General features: G+C 65.4%; 20 protein-coding genes. 7 read left to right on the top strand and 13 right to left on the bottom strand.

The window, feature by feature from the left end:
• The first annotated feature begins 126 nt into the window (after positions 1-126).
• Positions 127-1011: an SGNH/GDSL hydrolase family protein gene (locus tag GXK59_RS03835; protein ID WP_160664515.1), complete on the top strand. Its 885-nt coding sequence runs from the start codon at positions 127-129 to the stop codon at positions 1009-1011.
• Between the two features lie 88 nt (positions 1012-1099).
• On the opposite strand, the gene GXK59_RS03830 is transcribed toward GXK59_RS03835, so the two are convergent.
• From GXK59_RS03830 to GXK59_RS03810, 5 genes are all read right to left on the bottom strand, one after another.
• Positions 1100-2818 carry an ABC transporter ATP-binding protein gene (locus GXK59_RS03830; RefSeq protein ID WP_160664513.1) on the bottom strand — a complete coding sequence of 573 codons (1719 nt, stop codon included), beginning with the start codon at positions 2816-2818 and terminating at the stop codon, positions 1100-1102.
• Positions 2819-2829: 11 nt separating this feature from the next.
• A complete protein-coding gene (locus GXK59_RS03825) occupies positions 2830-3780 on the bottom strand; it encodes an ABC transporter permease (protein WP_160664511.1) in 951 nt (316 codons plus the stop codon).
• On the bottom strand, positions 3770-4699 hold the full coding sequence (locus GXK59_RS03820) for an ABC transporter permease (protein WP_160664509.1): 930 nt from the start codon (positions 4697-4699) through the stop codon (positions 3770-3772). Before GXK59_RS03820 ends, GXK59_RS03825 begins: the two co-directional genes overlap by 11 nt.
• A 139-nt stretch (positions 4700-4838) precedes the next feature.
• Positions 4839-6524: a peptide ABC transporter substrate-binding protein gene (locus GXK59_RS03815; RefSeq protein WP_160664507.1), complete on the bottom strand. Its 1686-nt coding sequence runs from the start codon at positions 6522-6524 to the stop codon at positions 4839-4841.
• Between the two features lie 251 nt (positions 6525-6775).
• On the bottom strand, positions 6776-8605 hold the full coding sequence (locus GXK59_RS03810; protein WP_160664505.1) for an ABC transporter ATP-binding protein: 1830 nt from the start codon (positions 8603-8605) through the stop codon (positions 6776-6778).
• A gap of 79 nt (positions 8606-8684) precedes the next feature.
• On the opposite strand from GXK59_RS03810, the gene GXK59_RS03805 reads away from it, so the two are divergent.
• On the top strand, positions 8685-9314 hold the full coding sequence (locus GXK59_RS03805; protein WP_160664503.1) for a PH domain-containing protein: 630 nt from the start codon (positions 8685-8687) through the stop codon (positions 9312-9314).
• A gap of 39 nt (positions 9315-9353) precedes the next feature.
• On the opposite strand, the gene GXK59_RS03800 is transcribed toward GXK59_RS03805, so the two are convergent.
• From GXK59_RS03800 to GXK59_RS03790, 3 genes are all read right to left on the bottom strand, one after another.
• Positions 9354-10451 carry an ABC transporter permease gene (locus tag GXK59_RS03800; RefSeq protein WP_443094257.1) on the bottom strand — a complete coding sequence of 366 codons (1098 nt, stop codon included), beginning with the start codon at positions 10449-10451 and terminating at the stop codon, positions 9354-9356.
• On the bottom strand, positions 10448-11989 hold the full coding sequence (locus tag GXK59_RS03795; protein ID WP_160664501.1) for an ABC transporter permease: 1542 nt from the start codon (positions 11987-11989) through the stop codon (positions 10448-10450). The genes GXK59_RS03800 and GXK59_RS03795 overlap by 4 nt, the downstream gene beginning before the upstream one ends.
• Positions 11990-12172: 183 nt before the next feature.
• Positions 12173-13954, bottom strand: a complete 1782-nt coding sequence (locus GXK59_RS03790; RefSeq protein ID WP_160664499.1) for an ABC transporter family substrate-binding protein — start codon at positions 13952-13954, stop codon at positions 12173-12175.
• Positions 13955-14792: 838 nt separating this feature from the next.
• Between GXK59_RS03790 and GXK59_RS03785 the strand changes: the two genes are divergently transcribed.
• Together GXK59_RS03785 and GXK59_RS03780 are read left to right on the top strand one after the other, a co-directional pair.
• Positions 14793-15955, top strand: a protein-coding gene (locus tag GXK59_RS03785) for an IS3 family transposase (protein ID WP_160664497.1) whose coding sequence is annotated in 2 segments (ribosomal slippage) — positions 14793-15071 and positions 15074-15955 — 1161 coding nt in all. Because the reading frame shifts where the segments join, the coding sequence is not laid out codon by codon here.
• A 95-nt stretch (positions 15956-16050) separates the two neighbouring features.
• Complete coding sequence (locus tag GXK59_RS03780; RefSeq protein ID WP_160664495.1) at positions 16051-16473, top strand: hypothetical protein; 423 nt, start codon at positions 16051-16053, stop codon at positions 16471-16473.
• A gap of 671 nt (positions 16474-17144) precedes the next feature.
• Here the strand turns inward: GXK59_RS03780 and ychF are convergent.
• Positions 17145-18230, bottom strand: a complete 1086-nt coding sequence (gene ychF / locus GXK59_RS03775; RefSeq protein ID WP_160664493.1) for a redox-regulated ATPase YchF — start codon at positions 18228-18230, stop codon at positions 17145-17147.
• Between the two features lie 106 nt (positions 18231-18336).
• On the opposite strand from ychF, the gene GXK59_RS03770 reads away from it, so the two are divergent.
• Positions 18337-19629 (top strand): DNA recombination protein RmuC, encoded by a 1293-nt coding sequence (locus GXK59_RS03770; RefSeq protein ID WP_160664491.1) that lies wholly within the window; start codon positions 18337-18339, stop codon positions 19627-19629.
• A gap of 21 nt (positions 19630-19650) precedes the next feature.
• On the opposite strand, the gene GXK59_RS03765 is transcribed toward GXK59_RS03770, so the two are convergent.
• Together GXK59_RS03765 and GXK59_RS03760 are read right to left on the bottom strand one after the other, a co-directional pair.
• Complete coding sequence (locus tag GXK59_RS03765; RefSeq protein WP_160664489.1) at positions 19651-20742, bottom strand: 4-hydroxy-3-methylbut-2-enyl diphosphate reductase; 1092 nt, start codon at positions 20740-20742, stop codon at positions 19651-19653.
• Positions 20743-20751: 9 nt separating this feature from the next.
• Positions 20752-21630: a hypothetical protein gene (locus tag GXK59_RS03760; RefSeq protein ID WP_160664487.1), complete on the bottom strand. Its 879-nt coding sequence runs from the start codon at positions 21628-21630 to the stop codon at positions 20752-20754.
• 246 nt (positions 21631-21876) lie between these two features.
• On the opposite strand from GXK59_RS03760, the gene xseA reads away from it, so the two are divergent.
• Positions 21877-23163 carry an exodeoxyribonuclease VII large subunit gene (gene xseA / locus GXK59_RS03755; RefSeq protein WP_160664485.1) on the top strand — a complete coding sequence of 429 codons (1287 nt, stop codon included), beginning with the start codon at positions 21877-21879 and terminating at the stop codon, positions 23161-23163.
• A gap of 82 nt (positions 23164-23245) precedes the next feature.
• Positions 23246-23476, top strand: a complete 231-nt coding sequence (locus GXK59_RS03750) for an exodeoxyribonuclease VII small subunit (protein WP_160664483.1) — start codon at positions 23246-23248, stop codon at positions 23474-23476.
• A gap of 18 nt (positions 23477-23494) precedes the next feature.
• On the opposite strand, the gene GXK59_RS03745 is transcribed toward GXK59_RS03750, so the two are convergent.
• Positions 23495-24349, bottom strand: a complete 855-nt coding sequence (locus tag GXK59_RS03745) for a PPK2 family polyphosphate kinase (RefSeq protein ID WP_160664481.1) — start codon at positions 24347-24349, stop codon at positions 23495-23497.
• 77 nt (positions 24350-24426) lie between these two features.
• Entirely contained in the window at positions 24427-25647 is a 1221-nt protein-coding gene (locus GXK59_RS03740; protein ID WP_024368418.1) for a pyridoxal phosphate-dependent aminotransferase, read from the bottom strand.
• Positions 25648-25737 lie beyond the last annotated feature (90 nt).

The following is a 25737-nucleotide window of genomic DNA, read 5'->3' as shown; positions in this document are numbered from 1 at the left end:
TTCCCGCAGGTCAGGCGGGGCAGTCAGGACGGGAGAATGGCGCCGCGGGTGTGAGTAAAGTCACTGGATTTTCCGGCTTCCATGCCCCATCATTGCTGGGACAGCAACGCCAGCTCGGAGACATTAATGCGCAACGCCCCGGCTCTGTCCCGCTTGGTCGCTCCGATGATCGCCATTGGCATCCTTGTTGGCGGCTGCGGACAGACTCCCCCCGCCCGTACCGCCGACCCGACAGCCGGCATCTACGGCCAGGCCGTTCCTGCACCCGGCGCGCCGATGGCTGCCGGCTCCAACGTCACCGGGAAGCTTCCCCCGTCCACCGCCCCGGGCAGCATGCCGGCGGGCACGGTCTACCGAAATCCTGCCAATGGCCGCAACGAGGTGGTGGTGGCGGACATCGCCAGGACGGCCGTTCTGATCGGCGATTCCCAGTCCGAGCCCGCGTCTTCCTGGCCCCGGACGGCGCTGGCGAGCCTGGGCTACCAGGTGCACTTCTGCGGCCGCGGCGGCACCGGCTTTGTCTCCTCCAACGGCACGACCGGCAACTATATAGACGCCCTGCAGCGCGGCGACTGGCTGCTCCCCTCCGGATCGCCGCCCCTCGTCGTGATTGAGGGCGGCGGCAACGACGCCTCCCGCGGCGCGACCGATGAGCAGATTTCAGCCAATGCGGAGCGGCTGATCGCCAGCATCCGGCAGCGCTACCCCGATGCGCGGCTGGCCATGGTCGGAACACTCGCCCGCGGGGCTGCGGATGGCGGGGGCCGCCGCACCGAGGTCGACACGCTGCTGGGCGCGGTGGCGGCCCGGCAGTCGGTTCCCTTTGTCAGCGTTGGAGACTGGCTGACGCGCTACAACCTCACCGACTCCATGGCCGACGGCGTCCACATGGCCCCCGGGGGCCACGCCGCGCTGGCCATTCTGCTGGCGCAGCGGCTCGACGGGCTCGGCCTGCGGACAGCGGAGTCCCGGACAGCAGAGTCCGAACCGGCGGCGCCGGCAGACCGCTGAAAGCGGCGGACGTTTCTTAAGCGACAGGAGCCGGTGTCCCCCGAGGGCGGACACCGGCTCCTGCGCGTTCAGCTCACGTCAGCCAAGCTCAGGCAACTTCCGGCGGCAGCATCAGGCGCGCACCCGGGATGGCGTTGAGCAGCGCCTTGGTGTAGTCCCGTTGCGGCGCGTCGAAAACGTCGTCGGTCGAGCCGGTTTCCACCAGCTTGCCCTTCTCCATCACGCACACGTGGTCGGCGATCTGCCGCACCACCGCGAGGTCGTGGGTGATGAACAGGTAGGTCAGGCCCAGCCGGGACTGCAGTTCGGCGAGCAGGTTCAGCACCTGCGCCTGCACCAGGACGTCCAGGGCGGACACGGCCTCGTCGCAGATGATCACTTCGGGATCCAGGGCCAGGGCACGGGCGATCGCGACGCGCTGGCGCTGTCCGCCCGAGAGCTCGTTCGGGTACCGCTGCATGGTGGACTGCGGCAGTGACACCTGGTCCAGCAGCTCGCGGACCTTCTTTTCGCGGCTGGCCTTGTCCCCGATCTTGTGGACGCGGAGCGGCTCCTCGATGGTCCGGTAGATGTTGTACATCGGGTCCAGGGAACCATAGGGGTCCTGGAAGATGGGCTGCACCCGGCGGCGGAACGCGAAGATCTCCTTGGTGTTCAGCGCGGAGGTGTCCACGCCGTCGAAGACGATCTTTCCGGAGGTCGGCTCCAGCAGGTTCAGCACCATCTGCGCGACGGTGGACTTGCCGGATCCCGACTCGCCCACGATCGCCGTCGTCGTTCCGCGCTTGACGCTGAAGGAGACGTCGTCGACGGCGGTGAAGTCGGCCGACTTGCCGAACCCGGAGCGCAGCTTGAAGACCTTGCTCAGGTTCTGGATCTGCAGCACGTCGTCCGTCTGCGTCGGGGCAGCCACTGCAGCCTCCGCGGGGGCCAGCAGCTCGTTCGTCGTGACGCCGAGCTCCTTGGCCACCTGGATGCGCCGTGACGCCAGCGACGGCGCCGAGGCCACCAGCCGCTGGGTGTAGGGGTGCTGCGGGTTCTGCAGCAGCTCCAGGGACGGACCCGCCTCGACGACGTTGCCGCGGTACATGACCACGACCTTGTCGGCCCGCTCCGCTGCGAGGCCGAGGTCGTGGGTGATGAGCAGCACGGACGTGCCCAGCTCCGAGGTCATCTTTTCGAGGTGGTCCAGGATCTGGCGCTGCACGGTGACGTCCAGGGCCGACGTCGGCTCATCGGCGATGAGCAGGCGCGGCTGGCAGGACAGGCCGATGGCGATCAGCGCGCGCTGGCGCATGCCGCCGGAGAACTCGTGCGGGTACTGCTTCGCCCGACGGGCGGCGTCGGGCAGGCCGGCCTGCGCCAGGACCTTCGCGACGTCGTCGGGCCCGCTGGGGCGGCCGTTGGCCTTCAGCGTCTCCTTGACCTGGTCGCCGATCTTCCAGACCGGGTTCAGGTTGGACATCGGGTCCTGCGGGACCATGCCGATCGTGTTGCCGCGCAGTTCGATCATGCGCTTCTCGGATGCGTGCGAGATGTCCTCGCCGTCGAGCAGGATCTGCCCGCCGGCGATGCGGCCGTTGCCGGGCAGCAGGCCAATGGCGGCCAGCGCCGTCGTTGACTTGCCGGATCCGGACTCGCCCACAATGGCGACGGTCTCGCCGGGCATGATGGTCAGGTGTGCGTTGCGCACGGCCTGGACCTCGCCGCTGCCGGTCTTGAACGAGATCGCGAGATCGCGGATTTCCAGCAGCGGCCGGTCGGCCGTGGTTCCGGCCTCATGAATCGTGACGTCGGAAGTTGTCATGGTTGCCTCCTTCATCGCTGACGGCTCTTCGGGTCGAGCGCATCACGGAGGGCGTCGCCCAGCATGATGAAGCTCAGCACGGTGATGGACAGGGCTGTTGCCGGGTAGAGCAGGACAGCCGGGTTGGTGCGGATGGAGGACTGCGCGGCGGAGATGTCGTTACCCCAGGACATCACGGAGCCGGGCATGCCGATTCCGAGGAACGAGAGTGTGGCTTCGGCGACGATGAAGACGCCGAGTTCCATGGTCGCGAGCACAATGATGGGCGCCAGGGCGTTCGGGAGCACATGGCTGACCAGGGATCCGATCCTGGAGACACCGAGCGACCGGGCAGCCGTCACGAAGTCGGCGTTGCGGACCTCGATGACGGCGCCGCGGGTAATGCGGGCCATCTGCGGCCAGCCGAGGACCACGAGCACGAGGACCACCGTCCAGACACCGCGGTTTTCCCGCATGAGCGGAAGCTGGGTGAGGACCAGGGCGCCGAGGACGATCGGCAGGGCGAAGAAGATGTCGCCGAGCCGGGCGATGACCGTGTCAACCCAGCCGCCGAAGAAGCCGGCCAGGGCGCCGAGGGTGACGCCGATGATCAGCACGGAGATCACGGAGAACACACCCACCATGAGCGATGCCTGGGTGCCGTGGATGATGCGCGAGTAGATGTCGCAGCCCTGGAAGGTGAACCCCAGCGGGTGGCCTTCAGCGGGTGCTCCGTTGGAGTTCGCCAGCTCGCAGCCGTTGTCCGGGGCCACCTGGGTGAAGAGCCCGGGGAACACCGCCACCACGATGATCAGCGCGATCATGACCGCGGAGATGATGAAGAGCGGCCGACGGCGGAGCTTGCGCCAGGCGTCTGCCCAGAGGCTCAGCGGGGCGTCGTCGACTTTGACGGCATCCGTTGCCAGCAGAGGGGTTTCCTCGACCGGGGCAACAAAGTGCTCGAATTTTCGATTAGTTTTCATAGCGGATCCTCGGGTCAAGCCAGGCGTACAGCAGATCGACCAACAGGTTGGCGAGTACGAAGACCAGCACCAGGACGCTCACAATGGCGACCACGGTGGGGCCTTCGCTTCGGAGAATGGCCTGGTACAGCTTCTGGCCAACGCCGGGGACATTGAAGATGGCTTCGGTCACGATCGCGCCGCCCATCAGGCCGCCCAGGCTAGCGCCGAGGTACGTGATCACGGGGATCAGCGAGTTGCGCAGGACGTGGGTCGTCACCACCTGGCGGCGGGCGAGGCCCTTGGCGGTGGCGGTGCGGACGTAGTCGGCGTTCATGTTCTCGATGACGGACGCACGTGTCAGTCGCAGGACGTAGGCGAAGGACACCATACCCAGGACCACCGCGGGGAGGATCAGGCTTCCCCAGGTGACATTCGAGCCGACCGTGGGTTTGGCCCACCCCAGCTGGACACCGATCAGCAGCTGCAGCGCGAAGCCGAGCACGAAGGTCGGGATGGCGATCACGACGAGCGAGAGCACCAGGACCGTGCTGTCGAAGAAGCCGCCCTTGCGCAGGCCGGCGACGAGGCCGAAGGCGATGCCGAACACGCCCTGGATGATGAGGGCTTCGATGGCGAGCATGGCCGTGACCGGGAAGACGCGGGCCAGGGTGGCGGCGATCGGCTGGCCGGTGAAGTCGACGCCGAGGTTGAACGTGAAGAGGTTCTTGAGGAACAGCCCGTACTGGACCCAGAACGGCTGGTCCAGGTTGTACTGCTGGCGCAGCTGCGCGATGACCGCCTCGCTCGGCGGGCGGTCGCCGAAGAGCGCGCGGATGGGGTCGCCCGGAAGGGCAAAGACCATGAAGTAGACGAGCAGGGTGGTTCCGAGGAATACCGGGATGACCTGCAGCAGGCGCCGGAGGATGAACTGGATCACAGCAGCGCCTCCGGTGTGATGGTGGAACGAAGGGGAATCATGGGGACAGCTTCCTGCCGGTTTCAAGCATATGGGGGTCCGGCAAGGCCGGACCCCCAAGCTTTAGTGATGTGTGAATGAGTTCCGCAGAACTCAGGAACTACTTGGCCGTGATGGCCCAGTACTGCAGAACGCCGTTCCAGCCGGAGTCAACGTTGCTGACATTCTGGCTCCAGACAGCCTGGCGTGCGGAGTACCACAGCGGCAGGTTGGGGAGGTCCTTGAACAGGACCTCCTGTGCCTGGGTGAACTTCTTGTTGGCGTCGTCCGTGGACTTGGCGCCCAGGCCTTCGGTGAGAAGCTTGTCGAACTCGGGGTTCGAGTAGGCCTCGTAGTTGGCGCTGGCACCGGTCTTCAGGAGCGGGCCCAGGAAGTTGTACAGCGACGGGTAGTCGGCCTGCCAGCCGGCGCGGGTCAGGCCCGGCAGTTCCTTGGCGACGCGCAGCTTCAGGATTTCAGCGAACTTGGCGAACGGCTGGCCTTCGGCCTTGATTCCCAGGTTGTTCTTGAAGTTGTTGGCAACGGCGTCGATCCATTCCTTGTTGCCACCGTCGGTGTTGTACGCGAGCTGCAGGGTCTTGTCTGCCGGCCACGGGCTGATGGCGTCAGCCTTGGTCCAGAGGTCCTTCGCCTTTGCTGCATCGAACTTCAGGACCTCGGAACCGGCGACGTTGTCGTTGTAGCCGTCAACGGCCGGGGACGTGAAGTCCTTGGCCGGGATGCGGGTGCCGGAGAAGATGACCTTGGTGATCTCCTCGCGGTTGATCGCCATGGAGAGGGCCTGGCGGCGCAGCTTGCCTGCTTCGCCCTGGAACTCGGGCAGGTAGCCCGGGATGTTCAGGGTGGAGTTGCCGGCGTACGGCTTGTTCAGGTTGTTCTCCGGGAAGTCCGTGGTGTAGGTCTTCAGCGCGTTGGTGGGGAGAACATCCGTCACGTCCAGGTTGTTGGCCTGGATGTCCGTGTAGGCCGGGGCCGGATCGGTGTAGAACTTGAAGGTCACGCCGCCGTTCTTGGCTTCGCGGGCCCCCTTGTAGTCAGGGTTCTTGACGAGGGCGATCTGGCTGTCGTGCTGCCAGGCGCCTTCCTTCTCCATCTTGTACGGGCCGTTGCCGATCGGGTTCTCGCCGAACTTCTTCGGGTCCTTGATGGCGTCGGCGGGCAGCGGCATGAATGCCGAGTAGCCGAGGCGCAGCGGCCAGTCGGCCTCCGGCTGCGTCAGCTTGACCTCAATAGTGGAATCGTCCTTCAGGACCAGTCCGGAGAGGGTCTGCGCAGTCGGGGCGGGAACCTCGGTTTCCTTGCCATCCGCTCCCGCCTGCTTCGAGGTGGCGCTGACGGCGTCGTAGCCTTCGACGGACTCAAAGAAGCTGCTGTTGCCCTGCGCGTTGGTGCTCAGCGCGGCAAAGTTCCAAGCGTCAACGAAGCTCTTGGCGGTGACTTCCTCGCCATTGGTGAACTTGGTGCCCTTTTTGACCTTGATGGTGTAGTTCTGGCCGTCCGGGGATTCGATGGACTCGGCCAGGGCGTTTACCGACTTGCCACTGGGATCGTAGCTGGTCAGGCCCTCGAAGAGGAGCTCAACGACGCGGCCGCCGTAGACTTCGCCGGTGTTGGCGGGCATCAGGGGGTTCTGCGGTTCGTTGCTGTACGCGGTGATGACCTTGTTGGGGTCGCCGGCAGCCTGGCTGGCACCGTTTGCGGTGCCGCCTCCGGCGCCGCATCCGGTCAGGGCGAGAGCGGCGATGGCCACCATGCCCAGTGCTTTGGAAGTGCGCGAAAAACGCATTCCGCCTCCTATGAGTTGTGGGAGTTCGTGAGGGAAAGACTTATGCTTCCCCGCAGGCAGGCACAGGGGTATCCCCTGTGACGTGGCCTACATATACGAGTAGCCTAACCCGAGACTGTCCAGATGGTGGAACTCTGTTGCCAAACCGTGACCCGACAAGAGCGTGACCGTTAGCGTCAAGCGCAATGTATTTCAAGTCACACACTACCGGCTGGTAATATTCGGCGGCCGGCGGACCCAGTTAACTCGGGTTAACTCTGTCCCGCTGCGAGCAACTGGGCACGCAACTCGCGGCGTTCCCGCTGCTTTTCCGGATCCGGAAGCGGCACCGCGGCCAGAAGCCGCTGGGTGTACGGTTCCTGCGGGTTCCGCAGGATCTGGTCCCGGGTGCCCTGCTCGACGATGCGTCCGCGCTGCATCACGCAGATCCGGTCCGCCAGCACGTCAACCACGGCGAGGTCGTGGGTGACGAAGAGGCAGGCGAACCCGAGCTCCTTCTGCAGGTTCTGGAACAGATCAAGCACCTTGGCCTGCACGGACACGTCCAGGGCCGAGGTGGGCTCATCGGCGACCATCAGTTTCGGCTTCAGCGAGAGCGCCCGCGCGATGCCCACACGCTGCTTCTGACCGCCGGAGAGCTCGTGCGGGTAGCGGTTGCGGTAATTCCGCGGCAGCTCCACCTGGTCCAGCAGCGCCTCGATGCGTTTCTGCAGCTCGCCGCCTTTGGCCACCCCGGCGAGGAACATCGGCTCGCCGATGCTCTCGCCGATCGGAAGCCGCGGGTTCAGCGACGACGACGGGTCCTGGAACACCATGCCGACGTGGCGGCGCATCTCGTGCAGCTGCCGGCCGTTCCTCTTGGCGGCGGAAATGTCCTGTCCAACGACCTTCATGGTCCCGGCCGCGACCGGCAGCAGCCCGACGGCGGCGCGGCCGATTGTGGTCTTGCCCGAACCGGACTCCCCCACCAGGCCGACAACCTGCCCCGGATAGATGACCAGGTTGGCGCCCTCCACGGCGCGGAAGGCGGGCACCCGCCCCTGCTTGGGGTACTCGATGGCGACGTCCGTCAGCTCCAGGACCGGCTGCCCTTGGGGCTTGGCGGCCTCCGCGGCGGCCAGCGCCGCTGCATTTTCACGCTCGCGCCGGAGGAGCTGGTCTTCCGGGATGGAGGAGAGTTCGGCGTTGGTGGCGGCGGCGAGGGCGGCGGTGACATCGACTTCCGCGGCCGAGTCCGCGCCGCCCTGTCCGAGGTGCGGAACGGCAGCCAGCAGGGCCTTCGTGTATTCGTGCTGGGGGTTGTGGAAGATTTCCGCGGCCGTGCCGGTTTCCACGATCACGCCCCGGCGCATCACGGCGATCCGGTCGGCCAGGTCGGCGACAACTCCCATGTCGTGGGTGATCAGGACGATGGCGCTGTCCAGCTTGTTCCGCAGGTTGCGCATCAGGTCCAGGATTTCCGCCTGGACCGTTACGTCCAGGGCGGTGGTGGGCTCGTCGGCGATCAGCAGCTTCGGATCGCAGGAGAGCGACTGGGCGATCATCGCGCGCTGGCGCTGGCCGCCGGAAAGCTGGTGGGGGTAGGACCGGAACGCCTTCTCCGGATCCGGCAGCTCCACGAGCTCGAGCATGCGCAGGGCGCGCAGCCGGGCTTCGTCGGGCGAGACTTCGCTGTGCAGGCGGACGGTCTCCACGATCTGGGCGCCGACGGTGTAGACCGGGTTCAGGGCAGTCATGGGCTCCTGGAAGATCACAGCGACGTCCTTGCCCCGGACGGCACGGATGTTGGCCTCGTTCGTCCCCAGCAGCTCCTGTCCGGCGAGCTTGACACTTCCAGTCACACGGCTGTTGCTGGGCAGCAGGCCCAGCAACGCCATCGAGCTGGCGCTCTTGCCCGAGCCGGACTCCCCCACGATGGCGAGCACCTCGCCGGCACGGACCTCGTAGTTCAACCCGATGGCGGCCGGGACCCATTTCTTGTCCACGCCGAAGTCGACGCTGAGATCGCGGACTTCCAGTACGGGTGCCCCCTGGCCTGGTGCCGGGGTGACGGCCGGGTCGACGGCGATGAAGTCAGTCATGATGAGGCCTTCCTTCCACCCGAGCCGCCGGTTCACCGGGAATTAGTGCTGTGGCTCGGAATACTGAATTATTGGGGGCATGAGCTCTGCGCCACATGCCGGTACCGATGAAATCTTCAAAGCCCGCACGAACAAGTGGTTCGCGTGGCTGTCCTGGGCGGTGGCGGCTTTCGGCATCGTGGTGACCGCGGTCTCCGCAGGTCCCGGGGCCCTGACCGGCATCGCCCCGCTGGTGCTGGTCGCGTTCCTCGGCTGGCAGCTGTTCTGGATGCCCGCCGTCGTGGTGCATGACGTCGGGATCAGCCTGGAAAATCCGTTCCGGTCCATCGCCGTTCCCTGGGCGGCCCTGGTGCATGTCGATACGCGTTTCGCGCTGACGCTGGTCACCGCCGAGAAGAGCTACACGTCCTGGGCCGCACCGGCGCCCGGGATCTGGGGCGGCCGCAATGCCCGTCCGGAAGACCTCCAGGGACTTCCGGCAACAACCTACGGTCCCGGCCGGTCCGTGCGGCCCGGAGATCTCAAATCCACGGACTCCGGCCAGGCCGCCCGTCTCGTGCGGGAGCGCTGGGATGAGCTGGTGGAGAACGGCCGGCTTTCGGCCGGCGACGCCGCCTCCACCCGGGCGACCGTGACGTACCGCTGGGCGGCAATAACCGTTGACATACTGCTTCTGGCGGCCAGCTACTGGGCCGTCGCCGTCCAGTAGGCGGCGGCCCGGCCGGGCGGCACGGAACCGGACCGTCATCTACGTGTCCTTGAGTTCGTTGAAGGCAGTGACCGGAGCCGGATCCGCTTCGGTTTCCGCAGCCTTCTTGGCATTGAACTTTTTCTGCCGCGGATCGAACGCATCCCGCAGGCCGTCGCCGATGAAGTTGATGCTCAGGCAGATCAGCACGATGAACAGGCCCGGGAACCAAAAGAGCCACGGCCGGGTCGCGAAGGCGGCCTGGTTCTGCGAGATGAGCAGCCCCAGCGAGGTGTCCGGCGCCTTGACGCCGACGCCAAGGTAACTCAGGGCTGTCTCGGTGAGGATGGCCGCCGACATGGTCAGGGTGACGTTAACGATCAGCACGCCGATGGCGTTGGGCAGGATGTGTTTGAAAATGATGCGTCCGTTGCTGGCCCCGGAGATCCTTGCCGCATCGACGAACTCACGTTCGCGCAGGGACAGGAACTCACCGCGCATCAGGCGTGCCAGCCCCACCCAGCTGATCAGGCCAAGGAAGATCCCGATCGCAAGGACGCCGTTGTTGCTGGCGAAGGAGGCAAACCAGCTTCCTTCATCCCGCCGTCCGGCCAGCTGTGCCATCACGGCCGCAAGCAGCAGGGCCGGAATGATGATGATGACGTCCGTGAGGCGCATCAGGATCGCCTCGGTCCAGCCGCGGAAATAGCCGGACAGCGCGCCGACGATGACGCCGATCAGGCCGGCGATGAGGCCGATCACGATCATGATGGTGATCGACTGCTGGGCCCCGCGCATGGTCATGGCGAAGAGGTCGCGGCCGATCCGGTCCTGGCCGAACGGGTGCTCCCCCCATGCCGGCGGGAAGAAGGACGCGGTGGGCGCGCCGTCGTTGACCAGCGGAGACACGTCTTCGTGGCTGTACTTCCACCAGCCGGGGATGCCCGCATACCCAACGGAGGTGAAGGCCACGATGAAGATGATGGCGAAGACCACGAGCCCGATGATCGCGCCGGAGTGGCCGAGGAACCGCTTGCGGACAATCTGGCCCTGGCTGAGGCCCTTGGCCTCGAGGATGGGTTCGATTCCGGCGGCGTCCGCGCGGCCCACACCGGCGTCTTCGGCCATGATTTCATCCTGCTGACTTGGCTGGCTCATGCTTTTACCCTTACCCGTGGATCAAGTGCGGAGTACGCAAGGTCCGCAATGAGGTTGAAAACCATGGCCGTGATGGCCACGCAGATGAAGACGCCCATGACGGGGTTGGGGTCGATGTGCTGGATGCCGTCGAGGAAGAGGAACCCCATCCCCCGGACGGAGAAGACCGACTCGGTGATGACGGCGCCGCCGATCAGGCCGCCGATGTCGAACGCCACAATGGTGGCGATCGGGATCAGCGCGTTCCGGAAGGCGTGGCGCATGACGACGGTCCGCTCCGAAAGCCCCTTGGCCCGGGCGGTCCGGATGTAGTCCATGTTCATGATTTCCAGCATCGATGCGCGGGTGAAGCGTGTGTAGCCGGCCAGCGAAATCAGGATCAGCGCCAGGGTGGGGAGGATCAGGTGGGTGAAGGAGTCCAGGCTGAGGATCCAGAAGTCACCTTCGATGTTCGGGGTGCTGGCGCCGATGGTGGCGATGGGGCGTCCGCGGACCCGGCTGTTGTTGAAGTAGCTGGGCCACGCCTGCATGTAGCGGTCCAGCAGGATCAGGAATCCCACCAGGAACGAGGTCAATGCGGCCGCGCGCATCGACTGGCCGCGGTCGTAGCCACCCATCAGGAATCCGATCCCCATGCCGACCAGCACCGCCGCCACGGCGAGCAGCACGATCATCAGGAACGTGGCCTCGTCCAGCAGAGGCTGGATCACGAAGTAGACAACCAGTCCAACGCCGACGGCGATCAGGGCGGACTGCAGCGCCTTGCGGTTTTTCAGGCCGGCCGAGAGCAGCGTGACGGCGAACGCGATGCCGACGCCCGCGATGGCGATGACAACGGGGCCAAGCCCGGGGTTCTTGAACCACTCGGTGGCGGAGAAGTACATCAGCACGGCACTCACGAACAGGAAGGCCACGCCGCCGGTGAGCAGCCGGCGCCCCATTGCGCCGCCTGCGGCTACCGCCGTGATCACTCCGGCCAGGGCGCCGATTGCCAGCGCGCTGGCCATCGGCACATCGGGATTCCGGAGGAAGTCATTGAAGCCGATCGCGCCGAATTCCTTGAGCAGGACGGCGACCCAGAAGATCGGAAGGGAAAAGAACAGGAACGCCATGAACGTCACGCCGTAATCCAGGGTGCTGTACTGGCGCAGGGCTGTGACGATGCCCAGCGTGATGCCAATCAGGATGGCCAGGATGGTGGCGCCGGTGACGAGTGTCAGGGTCTGGATCAGCGCGTGCCCCAGGGCATCAGTGATGGGCTGGCCCGCGATGTTCTTGCCGAGATCGCAGGAGTTCGCGAAGGGGATGAGGCATTGCGCCGCACCGCCGAGCCATTTGAAGTACCGCAGCGGGGCGGGAGTGTCCAGCTGCAGGAGTTCGGTCCGCGCGTCGATCAGCTGCTGTTTGTTCGGCGCGCTGCTGGCGCGGAATTCCTCAAGCGGATCCCCCGACGCCGCTGTCAGGAGATACACCAGGAAAGACGCGCCGAGAAGGATGAGTGCGGCGGTAATCAGCCGCCGGACTATGTAGGTCACCATTGGAATCGAACCTCGGTATTCGGGCCCAGGGATTGCCCGGACCGGTCGCGGAGTCTGGCCTGTTCCCGCAGATAGTGCGGCGGGGGCCAATGCATCGTCAGGGGGTGTCGCCAGAAAGGCGTCGGGACCGATCGTGTCTTGGTCCCGACGCCTTTGCTGGCAAATGCTACGTGCGGTCGTCGGCTACTTCTGAGCCCACTCCCAGAAGTTCCACCAGACACCGGTCTGGTTCGGCATGTACTTCACGCCGGTGATGCGGTCGCTGTACGCGTCGACACCGACTGCCTGGAACAGCGGAAGGCCGTAGGCGGAAGCCCAGATCTTCTTGTCGATCTGGGTGAGGAGGGCGTCCTGCTTGGACTTGTCCGTGGTGACAATCAGTTCGTCCATCAGCTTGTCGGCTTCAGGATCGGTGAACAGGTTGAAGTTGGAATCGTTGCCCGACTTGAAGATCTGCGGTACGCCGGAGACGCCAACACCCGAGTTGATCCAGCCGAAGATGGTGGCATCGTAGGAGCCATCGCCAAGGGCCTTGCCCCAGTCAGACTTGCCGAGGCCGCCGTCGACGATCTTGAAGCCGGCCTTGGTGGCGGATTCGCGGATCAGCGAGTAGGCGTCAACGCGGTTGGGGTTGTCCTTGTTGTACATGATGCGGACTTCGGGAGTGGCACCGTTCAGGAGCTTCTTGGCGCCTTCAATGTCCACGTCCTGGTAGGCCGAGGAACCGTTGTTCTTGACGGAATCGGCGTAGGGGGCCTGGTCCGGCACGAACAGCTGGGAATCGAGCGGTGCAGCCTTCGGATCGAGCTTCTTGACGATCTTGTCGACGATGTCCTTGCGCGGGACCGACTTCATGAACGCCTCGCGGACGTTCTTCTCCGCAAACGGACCACTGTAGTTCAGGTCGATGTGGTCGTAGGAGAGCTGGTTGCCGACCTCGACCGTGACGCCCTGGCTTGCCAGCGTCTTAAGCTGCTCCACCGTGTCGGCGGAGGCCTGCGGGGCGATGATGTCTGCCTCGCCGTTCTTCAGGGCCTGGACCTGGGCTGCGGAATCGCCAATGTAGCGGACGGTGATTTCGTCGAGCTTGGCCTCCGGACCCCAGTTGTAGTCCTTGTTCTTGACCATGGTCAGGGACTGGTCCTGGTTGACGCCCTTGACGATGTAGGGGCCGTTGGAGAGGTAAAGGCTCGGGTCCGCCGGCAGGGTCTTGGAGTCAAACCCGGTGTTCCACAGCTCGGCCATGGCCTGGAGTTGCGCGTTGGCGGCCTTGGGGGCCTTGGAGTCGCCGCGCGGCGTGTTCTTGAGCAGGTCGACGAACGCCTTGGCGTCCGCCAGGCCTGCCTTCTTGGCCAGGACGTGGGCGGGGATGTCGATGCCGGGGCCGCCGAGCGCGATTTCCCAGTCGGCAAAGGGCTTGGAGTACTTGATCGTCATGGACTTGCCGTCGGCGCTGAGCTCCGGGAAGTCCGTCAGGGCGATGCCGGTGGGATCGCCGGCGTACGAGAAGTAGGACGTTCCGGTCTTGGCTTCCGAATCGGCGTCGTTGTAGTACCCGGAGAAGGCGGCCCACTGCAGCAGGAGGTCAGCTGTCGTGACGGGCGTGCCGTCTGACCACTTCACTCCGTCATTGATGGTGTACTTGACGGTCAGCGGATCGTCCGAGCTCTTCTCCATCTTGCCGAACTTCTCGTTGCGGACAACGTTCAGCTTGTTGTCGATGTAGAAGAAGCCCGAGTGGGTGGCGTAGCTGATCTTGGAGTTGATGTCTGTGTTGCCGTCAGCCGTGTTGGGGTTGAACGTGTTGAAGGCGTTCACCTCCACGACTGTGGCAGATCCGCCTGATTTGCTTGCTGCCGCAGCAGTGGTCGGGGTTGTCCCGCCGCTGTTGCCTGCGCAGGCGCTGAGGGCCAGGGCAGCTGCTGCTGCCACGCCCACTGCTTTGGAAATACGACCGAAGCGCATTCCGCCTCCTTGTTTCTGTGGTGTGGTTGAGACCGAGGCCCGTAGGCACCGGGCAGACGTCCACACTCCCCCAGCGGCAGTGTGGCCCGTCTCACATGGGATGAAGCGTAAACCCCAAAATCAGCCGCACGCGCGGAAAGTTGACCAGCTGTAAAGTTCGTTACCGAGCTGCAACATTTGACACGCTTCCACCGGCAGAATTCCGCACCGAGTATTGACGTTCCGGATGCTCAGCGGTAATGTCCCCGGGCACAGGAAAAGCCCCGATTCTGGAATCGGGGCTTCTCGAGTTAATCCTTAATTACTTGATGAATTTACCAAGCCGTCATACGTTGAACCGGAACTCCACCACGTTCCGTCACGAATTAACGTCGGTAGGTCTTCGAGTGGCTAGCCTTCTGTTCGCCCCCCACGAGGTTCGTCGAATTGTGACCGTGCATCCGGTAGGGCTTCAATCAGACTTGCCAGCACTTGGTTCGACGCCTCCAGGACTTCATCAAGATTCGAGTCGCGTCGGTCTCGGTAGAGGTCCTGCCGGTCGTTCCCTATTATCTGGTCCCTAGCTGCAGTGACTCCCGGATGCGTCGGCACTTCGATCGTTGCCCGGAGAAGACCCGCCCGGACACGCGTCCCGGAGACACTTTCTGCCGCTGCGCCCAGGCGCTGACCGAGGCCAGCAGGGCCGGAGTGCGGTCCGCGGCGGGCTCCGGATCGGCGAGGCTGGCGCGTCCGGTGCGGGATGAAAGATCGGCCCGTAGCCAAGCCAAGGGACTGCTGAAGGTTTGATTGACACTTTGCCTGTGAGGATTTGATCCTTGCGGGTGGAAGGATGTTCATCATGCCCAAAGCCTTTCCCGAAGAATTCCGCCGCGATGTCGTCGCGGTTGCCCGCAAGGGCGAAGCGCCCATCATCCAGATCGCCAAGGACTTCGGTGTCTCGCCCGCTGCCCTGCACCGCTGGATGAAGATCGCCGACAGAGAAGACGGCGTGAAGTCCGGGGCGGTGTCCGATGACGCCGCGAAGTTGCGGGAGGCCAACAAACGCATCCGGCTCCTGGAACAGGAAGCCGAAGTCATGCGCCGTGCCGTGGCCTACTTGTCCCGGGACATCAACCCAAAAAAATGATGTACCCGCTGGTCCGCGAGCTGGCTGCCAGGGACGCCCCGATCCGGGTTCCCGTGGCAGTGTCCTGCCGGGTACTGAATTTCTCCAGACAGGCCTACTACCAGTGGGCCGCCAATCCCGTCCCGGCCCGGGACTGGGAAGAAGCGCATCTGATCAACGCCGCCATCGATCACCACCGGGACGATCCTGCCTTCGGATACCGGTTCATCGCCGATGAGATCAACGCCGGTCCCGGCCCTGGGGCCAGTGAACGCCGGATCTGGCGGCTGTGCTCGGAGAACGGCATCCTCTCGGTGATCCACCGCCGGCGCCGGTCAGGGCTCAAGGCCGGCCCGCCGGTCCACGATGACCTCGTCGAACGGGACTTCAGCGCCACGGCACCGAACCGGAAATGGCTCACGGACATCACCGAGCACCACACCGGGGAGGGCAAGCTGTACCTGTGCGCGATCAAGGACCTTCACTCAAACCGGATCGTCGGGTACTCGATGGACGGGCGGATGAAAGCGTCCCTGGCCGTCGCCGCCCTGGACCACGCCGTGGCCCTCAGGAAACCGGCGGGCACGGTGGTCCACTCGGACAGAGGGTCCCAGTTCAGATCCAGAAAGTTCGTCCTGGCCCTGAACACCTACGGCCTGAACGGATCGATGGGCCGGGTAGGGGCATGCGGTGACAATGCAGCGATGGAATCGTTCTTCTCCCTGCTGCAAAAGAACGTCCTGAACCGGAAACGATGGGAGACCCGGGCCGAGCTCCGGCTGGCCATCACGACCTGGATCGAGCGCAGCTACCACCGCAAACGCCGTCAACGTGCCCTCGGACGGCTGACACCAATCGAGTTTGAGACAATAAAAAACGCGGCCTCAGCCGCGTAAGAAATTATCAACCCCAGCTGTCAACTAAACCTTCAGCAGTCCCCAATGGCCGGGGCGTAGCGTTTAGTCCGTCAGAAAAAACCTAGGAGCCGATCATGAACAATGACAAGAGCCGGTCAGCCGCCGAGGAGGAGTTCGTCCTGGCAGTCGTGTCCGGGCCGCTTACTGAGGTTGCCATCACCGAGGCCGTGGACGGTGACCACGTCGCCTTGGCGATCGACGCTGTAGCGATCGATCCTGACACCGGGGACGCCGTTCCGGTGAGCATCGCGCTTAATCCGGACGACTCCGCGTTCGTCGTCAACATCGCAGGCGAGGAGCGGGTCGTGCCCCTTGTCGAAACGGCCGAAGAGTCCTATAGCGGGAAAGCCGGCGGCATTGGCCCGCTGCGCAAGCTGCACGAACTGGCAACCCGGGTCGAGCAAGAAGCCAAGGGCAAGGCCCGCCAGTTGGCCGAAAAGTTCAAACGCCCCCGTGGATCCGGCCCGAGCACTTCGGGGGGCACGCAATCGACGTAGCGACCAACGAGGGCGCGGCAGGATCCGCGTTGGCCGCACCCACGACGGCATGACAGAACAATTTCTGCTCCCCTAATGGACGGGGACTCGCTGGACGGACAGCACCGCGGCGGTCGCAACCGCCTTGGCCTTCGCCCATTCGCCCTCTCCCCGACAATGGCCCCGAGTGAGGCTGCGTATGCCGGCCGAAGGCCATGGCAGGACAGCCCCTTCGTCCCTGCCCGATCTCTGCCGGCAGGACGGCGGTCCTGTGCCGGAGTGCAGCACATATTCTTTGCCGAGTGCGCCAAGTGCTCGTTGAACAGCTTTTCCATGGCCGTCTGGCCGCCCGGCCGGATTGCCGGCGCCGTGCTCGTCGCTGTCTTAGCCGTGGCAGCGTTCTTTGCCAACTAGTGGCCTGGGGTCCACGCTGTGAACTCAGCTAAGTAGCTATTGGTTCTGACCGATTGCCACGGGGCCGGACTTGCAGGCCAATTGAAGCCCGTTGCAGACCGTGCCGGAATCTGCAGTTCTCACCACCGAAGACTAGGACGTCACCAGTTGAGAGATTCACAGTCCAATAATCTGGTCCGGCTTTGCATACGCGAAGACTCCTGCGGTTCGCCCTCGAGCCATTGACGAATGGCTCGGGGTGACACTCGGCCTGGACTGCGCGCTAGGCCGGAACTCGACTACACATTGAATCTAAATTCAACGACGTCGCCGTCGACCATGACGTATTCCTTGCCTTCGATCCGGACCTTGCCGCGGGACTTCGCCTCGGCCATGGAACCGGCTTCGATGAGATCGTCGAAAGAGACCACCTCGGCCTTGATGAAACCGCGCTGGAAATCGGAGTGGATCACACCGGCCGCCTGCGGGGCCGTGTCGCCCTGGTGGATGGTCCAGGCCCTCGTTTCCTTGGGTCCTGCCGTCAGGTAGGTCTGCAGCCCCAGGGTGTGGAAGCCGACGCGGGCCAGCTGGTCGAGTCCGGACTCATCCTGGCCGTTCATTTCCAGCATCTCGCGGGCTTCTTCCTCGTCCAGCTCCACGAGGTCCGATTCGAGCTTGGCGTCGAGGAAGATGGCGTCCGCCGGGGCAACCATGGCCCGCAGTTCTTCCTGCTTCTCGGGGCTGCCCAGAATGCCTTCGTCTGCGTTGAAGACGTAGATGAACGGCTTGGCGGTCAGGAGGCTGAGCTCCTTGAGGTGCTCCATCTCAAGTTTGTCGCTCTTGACCGAGGCGAAGATGGTGTCGCCGCGTTCGAGGACGGCCTGGGCCGCCTTGACGGCAGCGAGCTCGGCGGCGTCCCGCTTCTTGATCTTGACTTCTTTTTCGATCCGCGGAATGGCATTTTCGATGGTCTGAAGGTCGGCCAGGATCAGTTCGGTGTTGATGGTCTCCATGTCGGAGCGGGGATCCACCTTGCCGTCGACGTGGATGACGTCGGGGTCATCGAACACGCGGACAACCTGGGCGATGGCCTCGGCCTCGCGGATGTTGGCGAGGAACTTGTTCCCCAGGCCTTCGCCTTCCGACGCACCCTTGACGATCCCGGCGATGTCGACGAAGGACACGGGAGCAGGCAACAGGCGCTGGGACCCGAAGACGGCGGCCAGCTTGGCAAGCCGCGGGTCCGGCAGGTTGACCACACCGACGTTCGGCTCGATCGTCGCGAACGGGTAGTTCGCTGCGAGCACCTGGTTGCGGGTCAGTGCGTTGAAAAGAGTTGATTTGCCGACGTTGGGCAGTCCGACGATGCCAATAGTAAGAGCCACGAGTACTAATTCTACCTGCTGCAGACCGGATCCCCGTGCCCGGCCGGGAGCGCCGCCGGCAGGGCGTCGGCCGGAAAGTGTCGGAGGGGCATGCCAGAGTGAAGGCATGGACGCTTTTGCACTGATACTTTCCCTTCTTATGCTTCTCGTCGGCGCGGTTGCCGGCGCCGCCGTGGTCTACCTGCTGGTCCGGCGCCGCACCCACGCGGTGGAACAGGACTTCGACGCCGTCTCGGGCCGCCTGTCGGAGGTCAGCGCGCAGTTCGCCGCGGCCGACGCCGAGCGGCGGCTGCTGGCCGCCCAGAACCGGGAACTCGGCGAATCCCGGAACCAGGACGGCAGCGTGCTGCGGGCCCTGGCGCCGGTTGCCGAGAAGCTCACGGCGGTGCAGCAGCAGGTGGCGCTGCTGGAGCGCGACCGGCTGGAACAGTACGGCCAGCTGGCCCAGCAGCTGCAGGAGGCCCGGCTGTCCGACGAGCAACTGCTGCGCTCGACGCATGCCTTGGAGTCCGCGCTGCGCTCCAACAGCGCCCGCGGCCAGTGGGGTGAGGTCCAGCTGCGCCGCGTCGTCGAGGCCGCCGGCATGCTGCGCCATGTCGATTTCCACGAGCAGGTGCACAGCGGGCAACACGGCGCCGCAGCGGAGGCCAGTGTCCGGCCCGACCTCGTCGTGCAGCTGCCCGGCCAGAAGCAGCTGGTGGTCGACGCCAAGGTGCCGCTGGCGTCATATCTGGCGGCGCAGGAGCTGGGGGCGTCGGCCCCGGGGCAGCAGCACGCGCAGGTCCTGGGCGGGCAGCAGGCCCACCTGCTGGCCCATGCCAAGGCCCTGAAGGCGCATGTGGACGCGCTGAGCGGCAAGAAGTACTGGGACATTCCGGGCAACTCCCCGGAGCTTGTGGTCTGCTTCCTGCCGGCCGAGTCGATCCTGGCGGCCGCGCTCTCGGCGGACCCGGCGCTGCTGGACTACGCCCTGTCCAGGAACGTGGTGCTGGCCTCGCCCTCCACCCTGCTGGCGGTCCTGAAGTCCGTCGCCTTCACCTGGCGCCAGGACGTCCTGACGGACAGCGCAAGGGAGCTCTTCGAACTCGCCCACCAGCTCTATGAGCGGATGGGAACGCTCGGTGAGAACGTCACCAAGCTCGGCGCCTCGCTCAAGACGTCCGTGGACCGCTACAACTCCATGGTAGGCACCCTGGAGGCGCGGGTGCTGCCGACCGCGCGGAAGCTCAATGCCCTGGACGCGACAGGACTGGCCACACCTGCGGCCGTGGAAGTGACGCCGCGTTCCGTGGCGGCCCCGGAACTCCAGCCCGGGAACGGGCCGGAGGCTGGGCACGGGCTGGCGACGGGCGGGGCCGGCACCGGCCCGGGCGAAGAGGACCAGGAGTCGGCGGCCTAGGAACCGCGCTGCGGAGTGCGCCTACGAGGTCTGGGCGGCGCGTGTCCCGCGGCCCCCAAGGGCGCGGGTCACATCGCCGGCCCGCTTCAGTGTGGCGCGCAGTTCCTTCGGCAGCGAGAAGAGCAGATCCTCCTCGGCGGTGACCACTTCCTCGACAGAGCCGTAGCCGTAGTCGGCCAGCAGCCGCAGGACGTCCTTGACCAGGACTTCCGGGACCGACGCACCCGAGGTCACACCAACCGTGGCCACGCCTTCGAACCAGGATTCGTCGACCTCATTGGCGAAGTCCACGCGGTAGGAGGCTTTCGCGCCGTACTCCAGGGCCACTTCCACGAGCCGGACCGAGTTTGATGAGTTGGCCGATCCGACCACAATCACCAGGTCGGCCTGCGGTGAGATCTTCTTGATGGCCACCTGGCGGTTGGTGGTCGCGTAGCAGATGTCGTCGCTGGGCGGATCCTGGAGGGTGGGGAACCGTTCCTTCAGCAGCCGGACCGTTTCCATGGTTTCGTCAACGCTGAGCGTGGTCTGGGACAACCAGATGACCTTTTCGGGATCCCGGACCGTAACCTTGTCGACCTCGTGCGGGCCGTTAATGATCTGGATGTGCTCGGGGGCCTCGCCAGCGGTTCCTTCGACTTCCTCATGGCCGTCATGGCCGATGAGCAGGATGTCGAAGTCGTCCTTCGCGAAGCGGACGGCCTCTTTGTGCACCTTGGTCACGAGCGGGCAGGTCGCGTCGATGGTCCGCAGCCCCCGGTCCTCGGCGGACTGGACCACGGCGGGTGAGACACCGTGGGCGGAGAAGATCACCAGGGAACCCTCGGGGACCTCGTCGGTCTCGTCAACGAAGATGGCGCCCTTTTCCTCCAGGGAGCTGACGACATGCACGTTGTGGACAATCTGCTTGCGGACGTAGACCGGCGGACCGTAGTGCTCGAGGGCTTTTTCCACCGCAATGACCGCACGGTCGACGCCGGCGCAGTAGCCGCGCGGGGCCGCGAGCAGGACCCGTTTCGGGCCGGCCACGGGGGCTGCCGCCAGCACTTCTTCCGGCGTGCGCCGCCGGCGCGGAACGGTTGGCATCGGAATGGAAACAGCGGTGGAGGTCATGCCCCAATGCTACCGGTGTTGACTGGGCAGCTGTTGTGGCAGGGGTTGAGGCGCGCCGCGGCCGCCGGCCGCGCGCAGTACAAGTCCGACCACCAGCAGGACGCCGCCGGCCACGGCGGCCACCAGGATCCACTGCCCGAAACTTGAGCTTGCGGCAGCCACGAATTCGCTCTTGAAGATCTCCGCGACTTCATTGCCGCTGCTCGTCCGCGTCACCGTACCCCCGACGGCGTCGGCAGCAAGCTTCCAGACGCCGGCGAGCACGAGGGTTCCGAGTCCGATGCCGGCAACGACGGTCCCGCGCCGCCGGGCGGCCACGAACGCCAAAGCGAAGGCGATGAGCGCGCCGATGGCCAGCGCGTAGCCAATCGGTGCGAAGGCGGACACCCGGTCGAGGATCTGCCGGTGCTCGGGCTGTCCGATGGTGATCAGCAGCTGGTCCGGGGCTTGAAGCGGGAGGGTAGTGGCTTCCGCCACCTGCTTCGTCACCAGGGCGACGAGGGGTGCCAGGTCCAGGGTCACCGAGGAAACACCCTGGGCCCCGGCAGGCAGGGTCTTGGGGTCCGCGAAATTCAGCCGGTGGCTTTTGCGCAGGGTTTCGGTCCAGGCATCGGGGTAGCCGGGCATGCTCGTCAGGGACCGGGCCGCGCTCTCCAGGATCGGCGTGACCAGTCCGCTGAGCGCTTCCGGGATCCGCTCCGCGCCGAGACTTCCCACGGCGGCCGCAGCCAGGCGCTGCTGGAACACCGGGTCCTTGCCCAGCGGCGCGGTGAACGCCACGAAACCGTCCTCCTGGACGATGTTCCGGTCCACCCACATGGCCGGAACAGCGGCTGCCGCCAGGACGAGGCCGATGAGGACCGCTACGGCCGAGACAAAAGTGCGCACAAGGATTCCTAGCAGGTTGATGGGTAGTGCCATCCTACGGGGGCCTCCGCCGATCGATGAAGCCGGACAATAAAGTCGGCCCCCGGTGATAGAGCTATGGATAGAGTTGAAACCGACAAGTTCGAGTTGTCTGCCGGTCGCCCCTCCTGACGCGCAATCGCAAGGGGTGGGCACCTGCCGGCAGCACCGCCCCGGCAAAGGACACCAACCATATGCACCAGGCCATCTCCGCTCCGGGGTACCGGCATGTCTGAGGACGTTGTGGCAGCCACGACGGTTCCGGCCACGGCGGCGGACACCAGTCCGGACAACCCCTGGCCGCTGCAGCTGCTGTCCCAGAAACTCAAGATGCACATCGACCGTGCACCGTCCGCCTGGGTCGAAGGCCAGGTCATCGAGCTGAACCGGCGCGGGACCAACGCCTACCTGACGCTGCGTGACGTCGACGCCGAGATCTCCCTTCCCGCCTCCGTCTGGACCAATGTGCTGGACCGGCAGGACATCCCGCTGGAACGCGGCTCCCGGGTTGTGGCCCTGCTCAAGGCCGAATTCTGGCTCAAGACGGGCCGGCTGAACATGTCCGTGAAGGACATTCGGCCGGTGGGCCTGGGAGACCTGCTCGCCCGGATCGAGCGGCTGCGCCATGCCCTGGCCGCGGAGGGGCTGTTTTCCGACGCCCGGAAGAAGCGGCTGCCCCTGCTCCCCCACCGGATCGGCCTGATCACCGGCCGCGACTCGGACGCCAAGAAGGATGTGCTGCGCAACGCGGCCCTGCGCTGGCCCGCCGTCGAATTCGAAATCCGGGAGGTGGCCGTCCAGGGCAACACCGCCGTCGCGCAGGTCATTGCCGCGCTGCGCGAGCTGGACGCGCACCCGGAGGTGGATGTGATCGTCATCGCCCGCGGCGGCGGTGCCCTCGAGGATCTGCTGCCGTTCAGCAATGAGGAACTCATCCGGGCGGTGTCGGCCGCTTCCACTCCGGTGGTGAGCGCGATCGGCCACGAGGCGGACCGGCCCATCCTTGACGATGTCGCGGATCTGCGCGCCTCCACGCCGACTGACGCCGCCAAACGGATCGTCCCGGACGTTGTCGAGGAGCTCGCGCGCGTGCGTCAGGCACGTGACCAGCTCCGGCGGGACGTCACACGGCTCGTGGAGCGTGAAACGGACCGCCTGGCCTCGCTGCGCTCCCGTCCCGTGCTCGCCTCCCCCGAGGTCATGGTCAGCATCCGGCACGACGACGTCGAACGGCTCAAGGGCCGCTCGCAGGCTGCTGTCACCACCGCCGTCGTCCGGGCCGCCGACCAATTGGTCCACCTCAAGGCCCAGGTCCGTGCACTCTCGCCGCAAAAGACCCTGGACCGGGGGTATGCCGTGGTGCAGCTGGCCGATGGCGGCTCGGCTCCAGGCACCCGCCGGGACGTGGTGCGCCACCCCGACCAGGCCCCGCCCGGCACCCAGCTGGCCGTCCGTGTGGCCGGAGGCCGGTTCACCGCGGAGTCGACCGGAGGCCAGGAACCGGCGGACGACTGAGCCTGCAGAACAAGTCCCGGCCGGGCCCCCACGGCCCGCCTATCCCACCCGAACACCCGGAAACACCAAGGAGCAACACGCCATGGCAGCAGAAACAAAGCCCAACGCCGACATCGAGGGTCTGAGCTACGAGGACGCCCGCGAGCAGCTCGTCGGCGTCGTCAGCAGGCTCGAAGCTGGCGGGGCGAGCCTTGAGGAGTCGCTGGCGCTGTGGGAACGCGGCGAGGCGCTGGCCAAGCGCTGCGAACTGTGGCTCGAGGGTGCCCGGAAACGCCTGGCCGCGGCGCGCGACCAGGCATCCCAGGACGGCTAGCCGTCCGGCGCCGGCCGGTCAGGAGCGCTCGACCAGTTCCCGTTCCATCGCGACGTCCAGGTCCGGAACCGGCCACTCCAGTTTGAGCCCTTCCAGCGCGTCGAGCAGGAGCTGCTGGACGGCGATCCGCGCATACCACTTCTTGTTGGCCGGGACCACATGCCACGGGGCGACGTCGGTGCCCGTCTTCTCGAATGCCTTCTGGTAGGCGTCCATGTAGTCGCTCCAGAACGCGCGCTCCTTCAGGTCATTGCTGCTGTATTTCCAGAGCTTTGCGGGCTCATCCAGCCGTGCGAGGAGCCGCTGCTTCTGCTCGTCCCGGCTGATGTGGAGCATGACCTTGACGATCTTGGTGCCGGCGGCCGCCTGCCGGGCCTCGAATTCGTTGATCGCGTTGTAGCGGCGTTCGAGTTCTTTCGGATCCGCCCAGCGGTGGACGCGGTGGATCAGGACGTCCTCGTAGTGTGACCGGTCAAAGACGCCCACCATGCCGGCGGCCGGCACTTCCTTCTCGATCCGCCACAGGAAGTCGTAGGACTTCTCTTCCGGGGTGGGTGCCTTGAACGACTTCATCTGGACGCCATGCGGATTCATGGCGCCCATGACGTGCGTCACGATCCCGCCTTTCCCGGCCGTGTCCATCGCCTGGAGGATCAGCAGGATGCGCTTGGTGCCGCCGAAGCGCGATTCGGCGAACAGCTGTTCCTGGAGCAGGGCGAGGTTGTCATCCAGATCGGCGAGCAGCACTTCGCCGTCGTTCTTGTCCCCCGGGTAGCCCGGAGTGGAGTCCGGGTCCGCGGCCAACAGGTGAAAGCCCTTGCCCACCTTCAGGGTGTCAGAGGGGTGCTCCTTGAATCTCACGACGTCTGCCATTGCAAGCCTCTTTCCGGTTCGGGCAGCCTCCGTTCGGACCGCCGGACAACCGCCCGTGCCGCGCTGCTGAGCTCAGGCTAGTTCCCCTTGTACCGGCTCAGGAAGTCCGCCATGCGGTTGATGGCCTCTTCAAGGTCCTTGACCAGCGGCAGCGTGACCATCCGGAAGTGGTCCGGGCGGACCCAGTTGAAGGCCCTGCCGTGGGAAACGAGGATCTTCTGCTCGCGCAGCAGGTCCAGGACGAACTTCTCGTCGTCGCGGATGCGGTAGACCTCGGGATCGAGCTTCGGGAAGAGGTACATCGCACCCCGGGCCTGCTGGGTGCTGACACCGGGAATGGCATTGAGCATGTCGTAGGCCTTGTTCCGCTGCTCGAGCAGGCGCCCGCCCGGCAGGATCAGGTCGTTGATGCTCTGGTACCCGCCGAGCGCCGTCTGGATCGCGTGCTGCGCCGGGACGTTCGCGCACAGGCGCATGTTCGCGAGCAGGTTGATGCCCTCGAGGTAGTCCGCGGCGTCCTTCTTCGGCCCGGAAATGGCCATCCACCCTGCCCGGTAGCCGCACACGCGGTAGGCCTTGGACAGGCCGCTGAACGTCAGGCACAGGACGTCGTCGCCGGTCAGGCTGGCCATGTTCACGTGGACCGCGTCCTCGTAGAGGATCTTCTCGTAAATCTCGTCGGCGAAGAGGACGATGCCGTGCTTCTCGGCCAGGGCGACGATCTTCTTGAGGGTGTCTTCCGGGTACACCGCGCCGGTGGGGTTGTTCGGATTGATCACCACAATGCCCTTGGTGCGCGGCGTGATCTTGGCTTCGAGGTCCGCCAGGTCCGGCTGCCAGCCCGAGTCCTCATCGCACAGGTAGTGCACGGGCCGGCCGCCGGCAAGGGCAACGGAGGCGGTCCACAACGGGTAGTCCGGGGTGGGGATCAGGACCTCGTCGCCGTCATCGAGCAGCGCCATCAGGGACATCGTGATGAGTTCGCTGACGCCATTGCCCAGATAGATGTCATCGACGTGGATGTTCTGGATCCCGCGGGTCTGGTAGTACTGCGAAACGGCCGTCCGGGCCGAGAAGATGCCTCGGGAATCGCTGTAGCCCTGGGCATGCGGCAGGTGGCGGATCATGTCCACCAGGATCGCGTCCGGCGCTTCAAACCCAAAGGGGGCCGGGTTCCCGATGTTCAGTTTGAGGATGCGATGACCCTCCGCCTCCATCTGCTGGGCGGCCTGAAGAATCGGTCCACGGATGTCGTAAAGGACATTATGAAGCTTGGTGGACTGCTTGAATTCTGCCATCCATCAAATATGCCATATGGAGGATGTACTTCCGCTGAGATCTGACTCACAGGGGGTGTCCGGCCGTCACAGGCAGGAAACGAACGACGG

It is taken from the genome of Pseudarthrobacter sp. ATCC 49987, assembly GCF_009928425.1.
In the GTDB taxonomy this organism is placed as follows: Bacteria; Actinomycetota; Actinomycetes; order Actinomycetales; family Micrococcaceae; genus Arthrobacter.
This window is presented reverse-complemented; position numbering and strand designations above follow the sequence as displayed.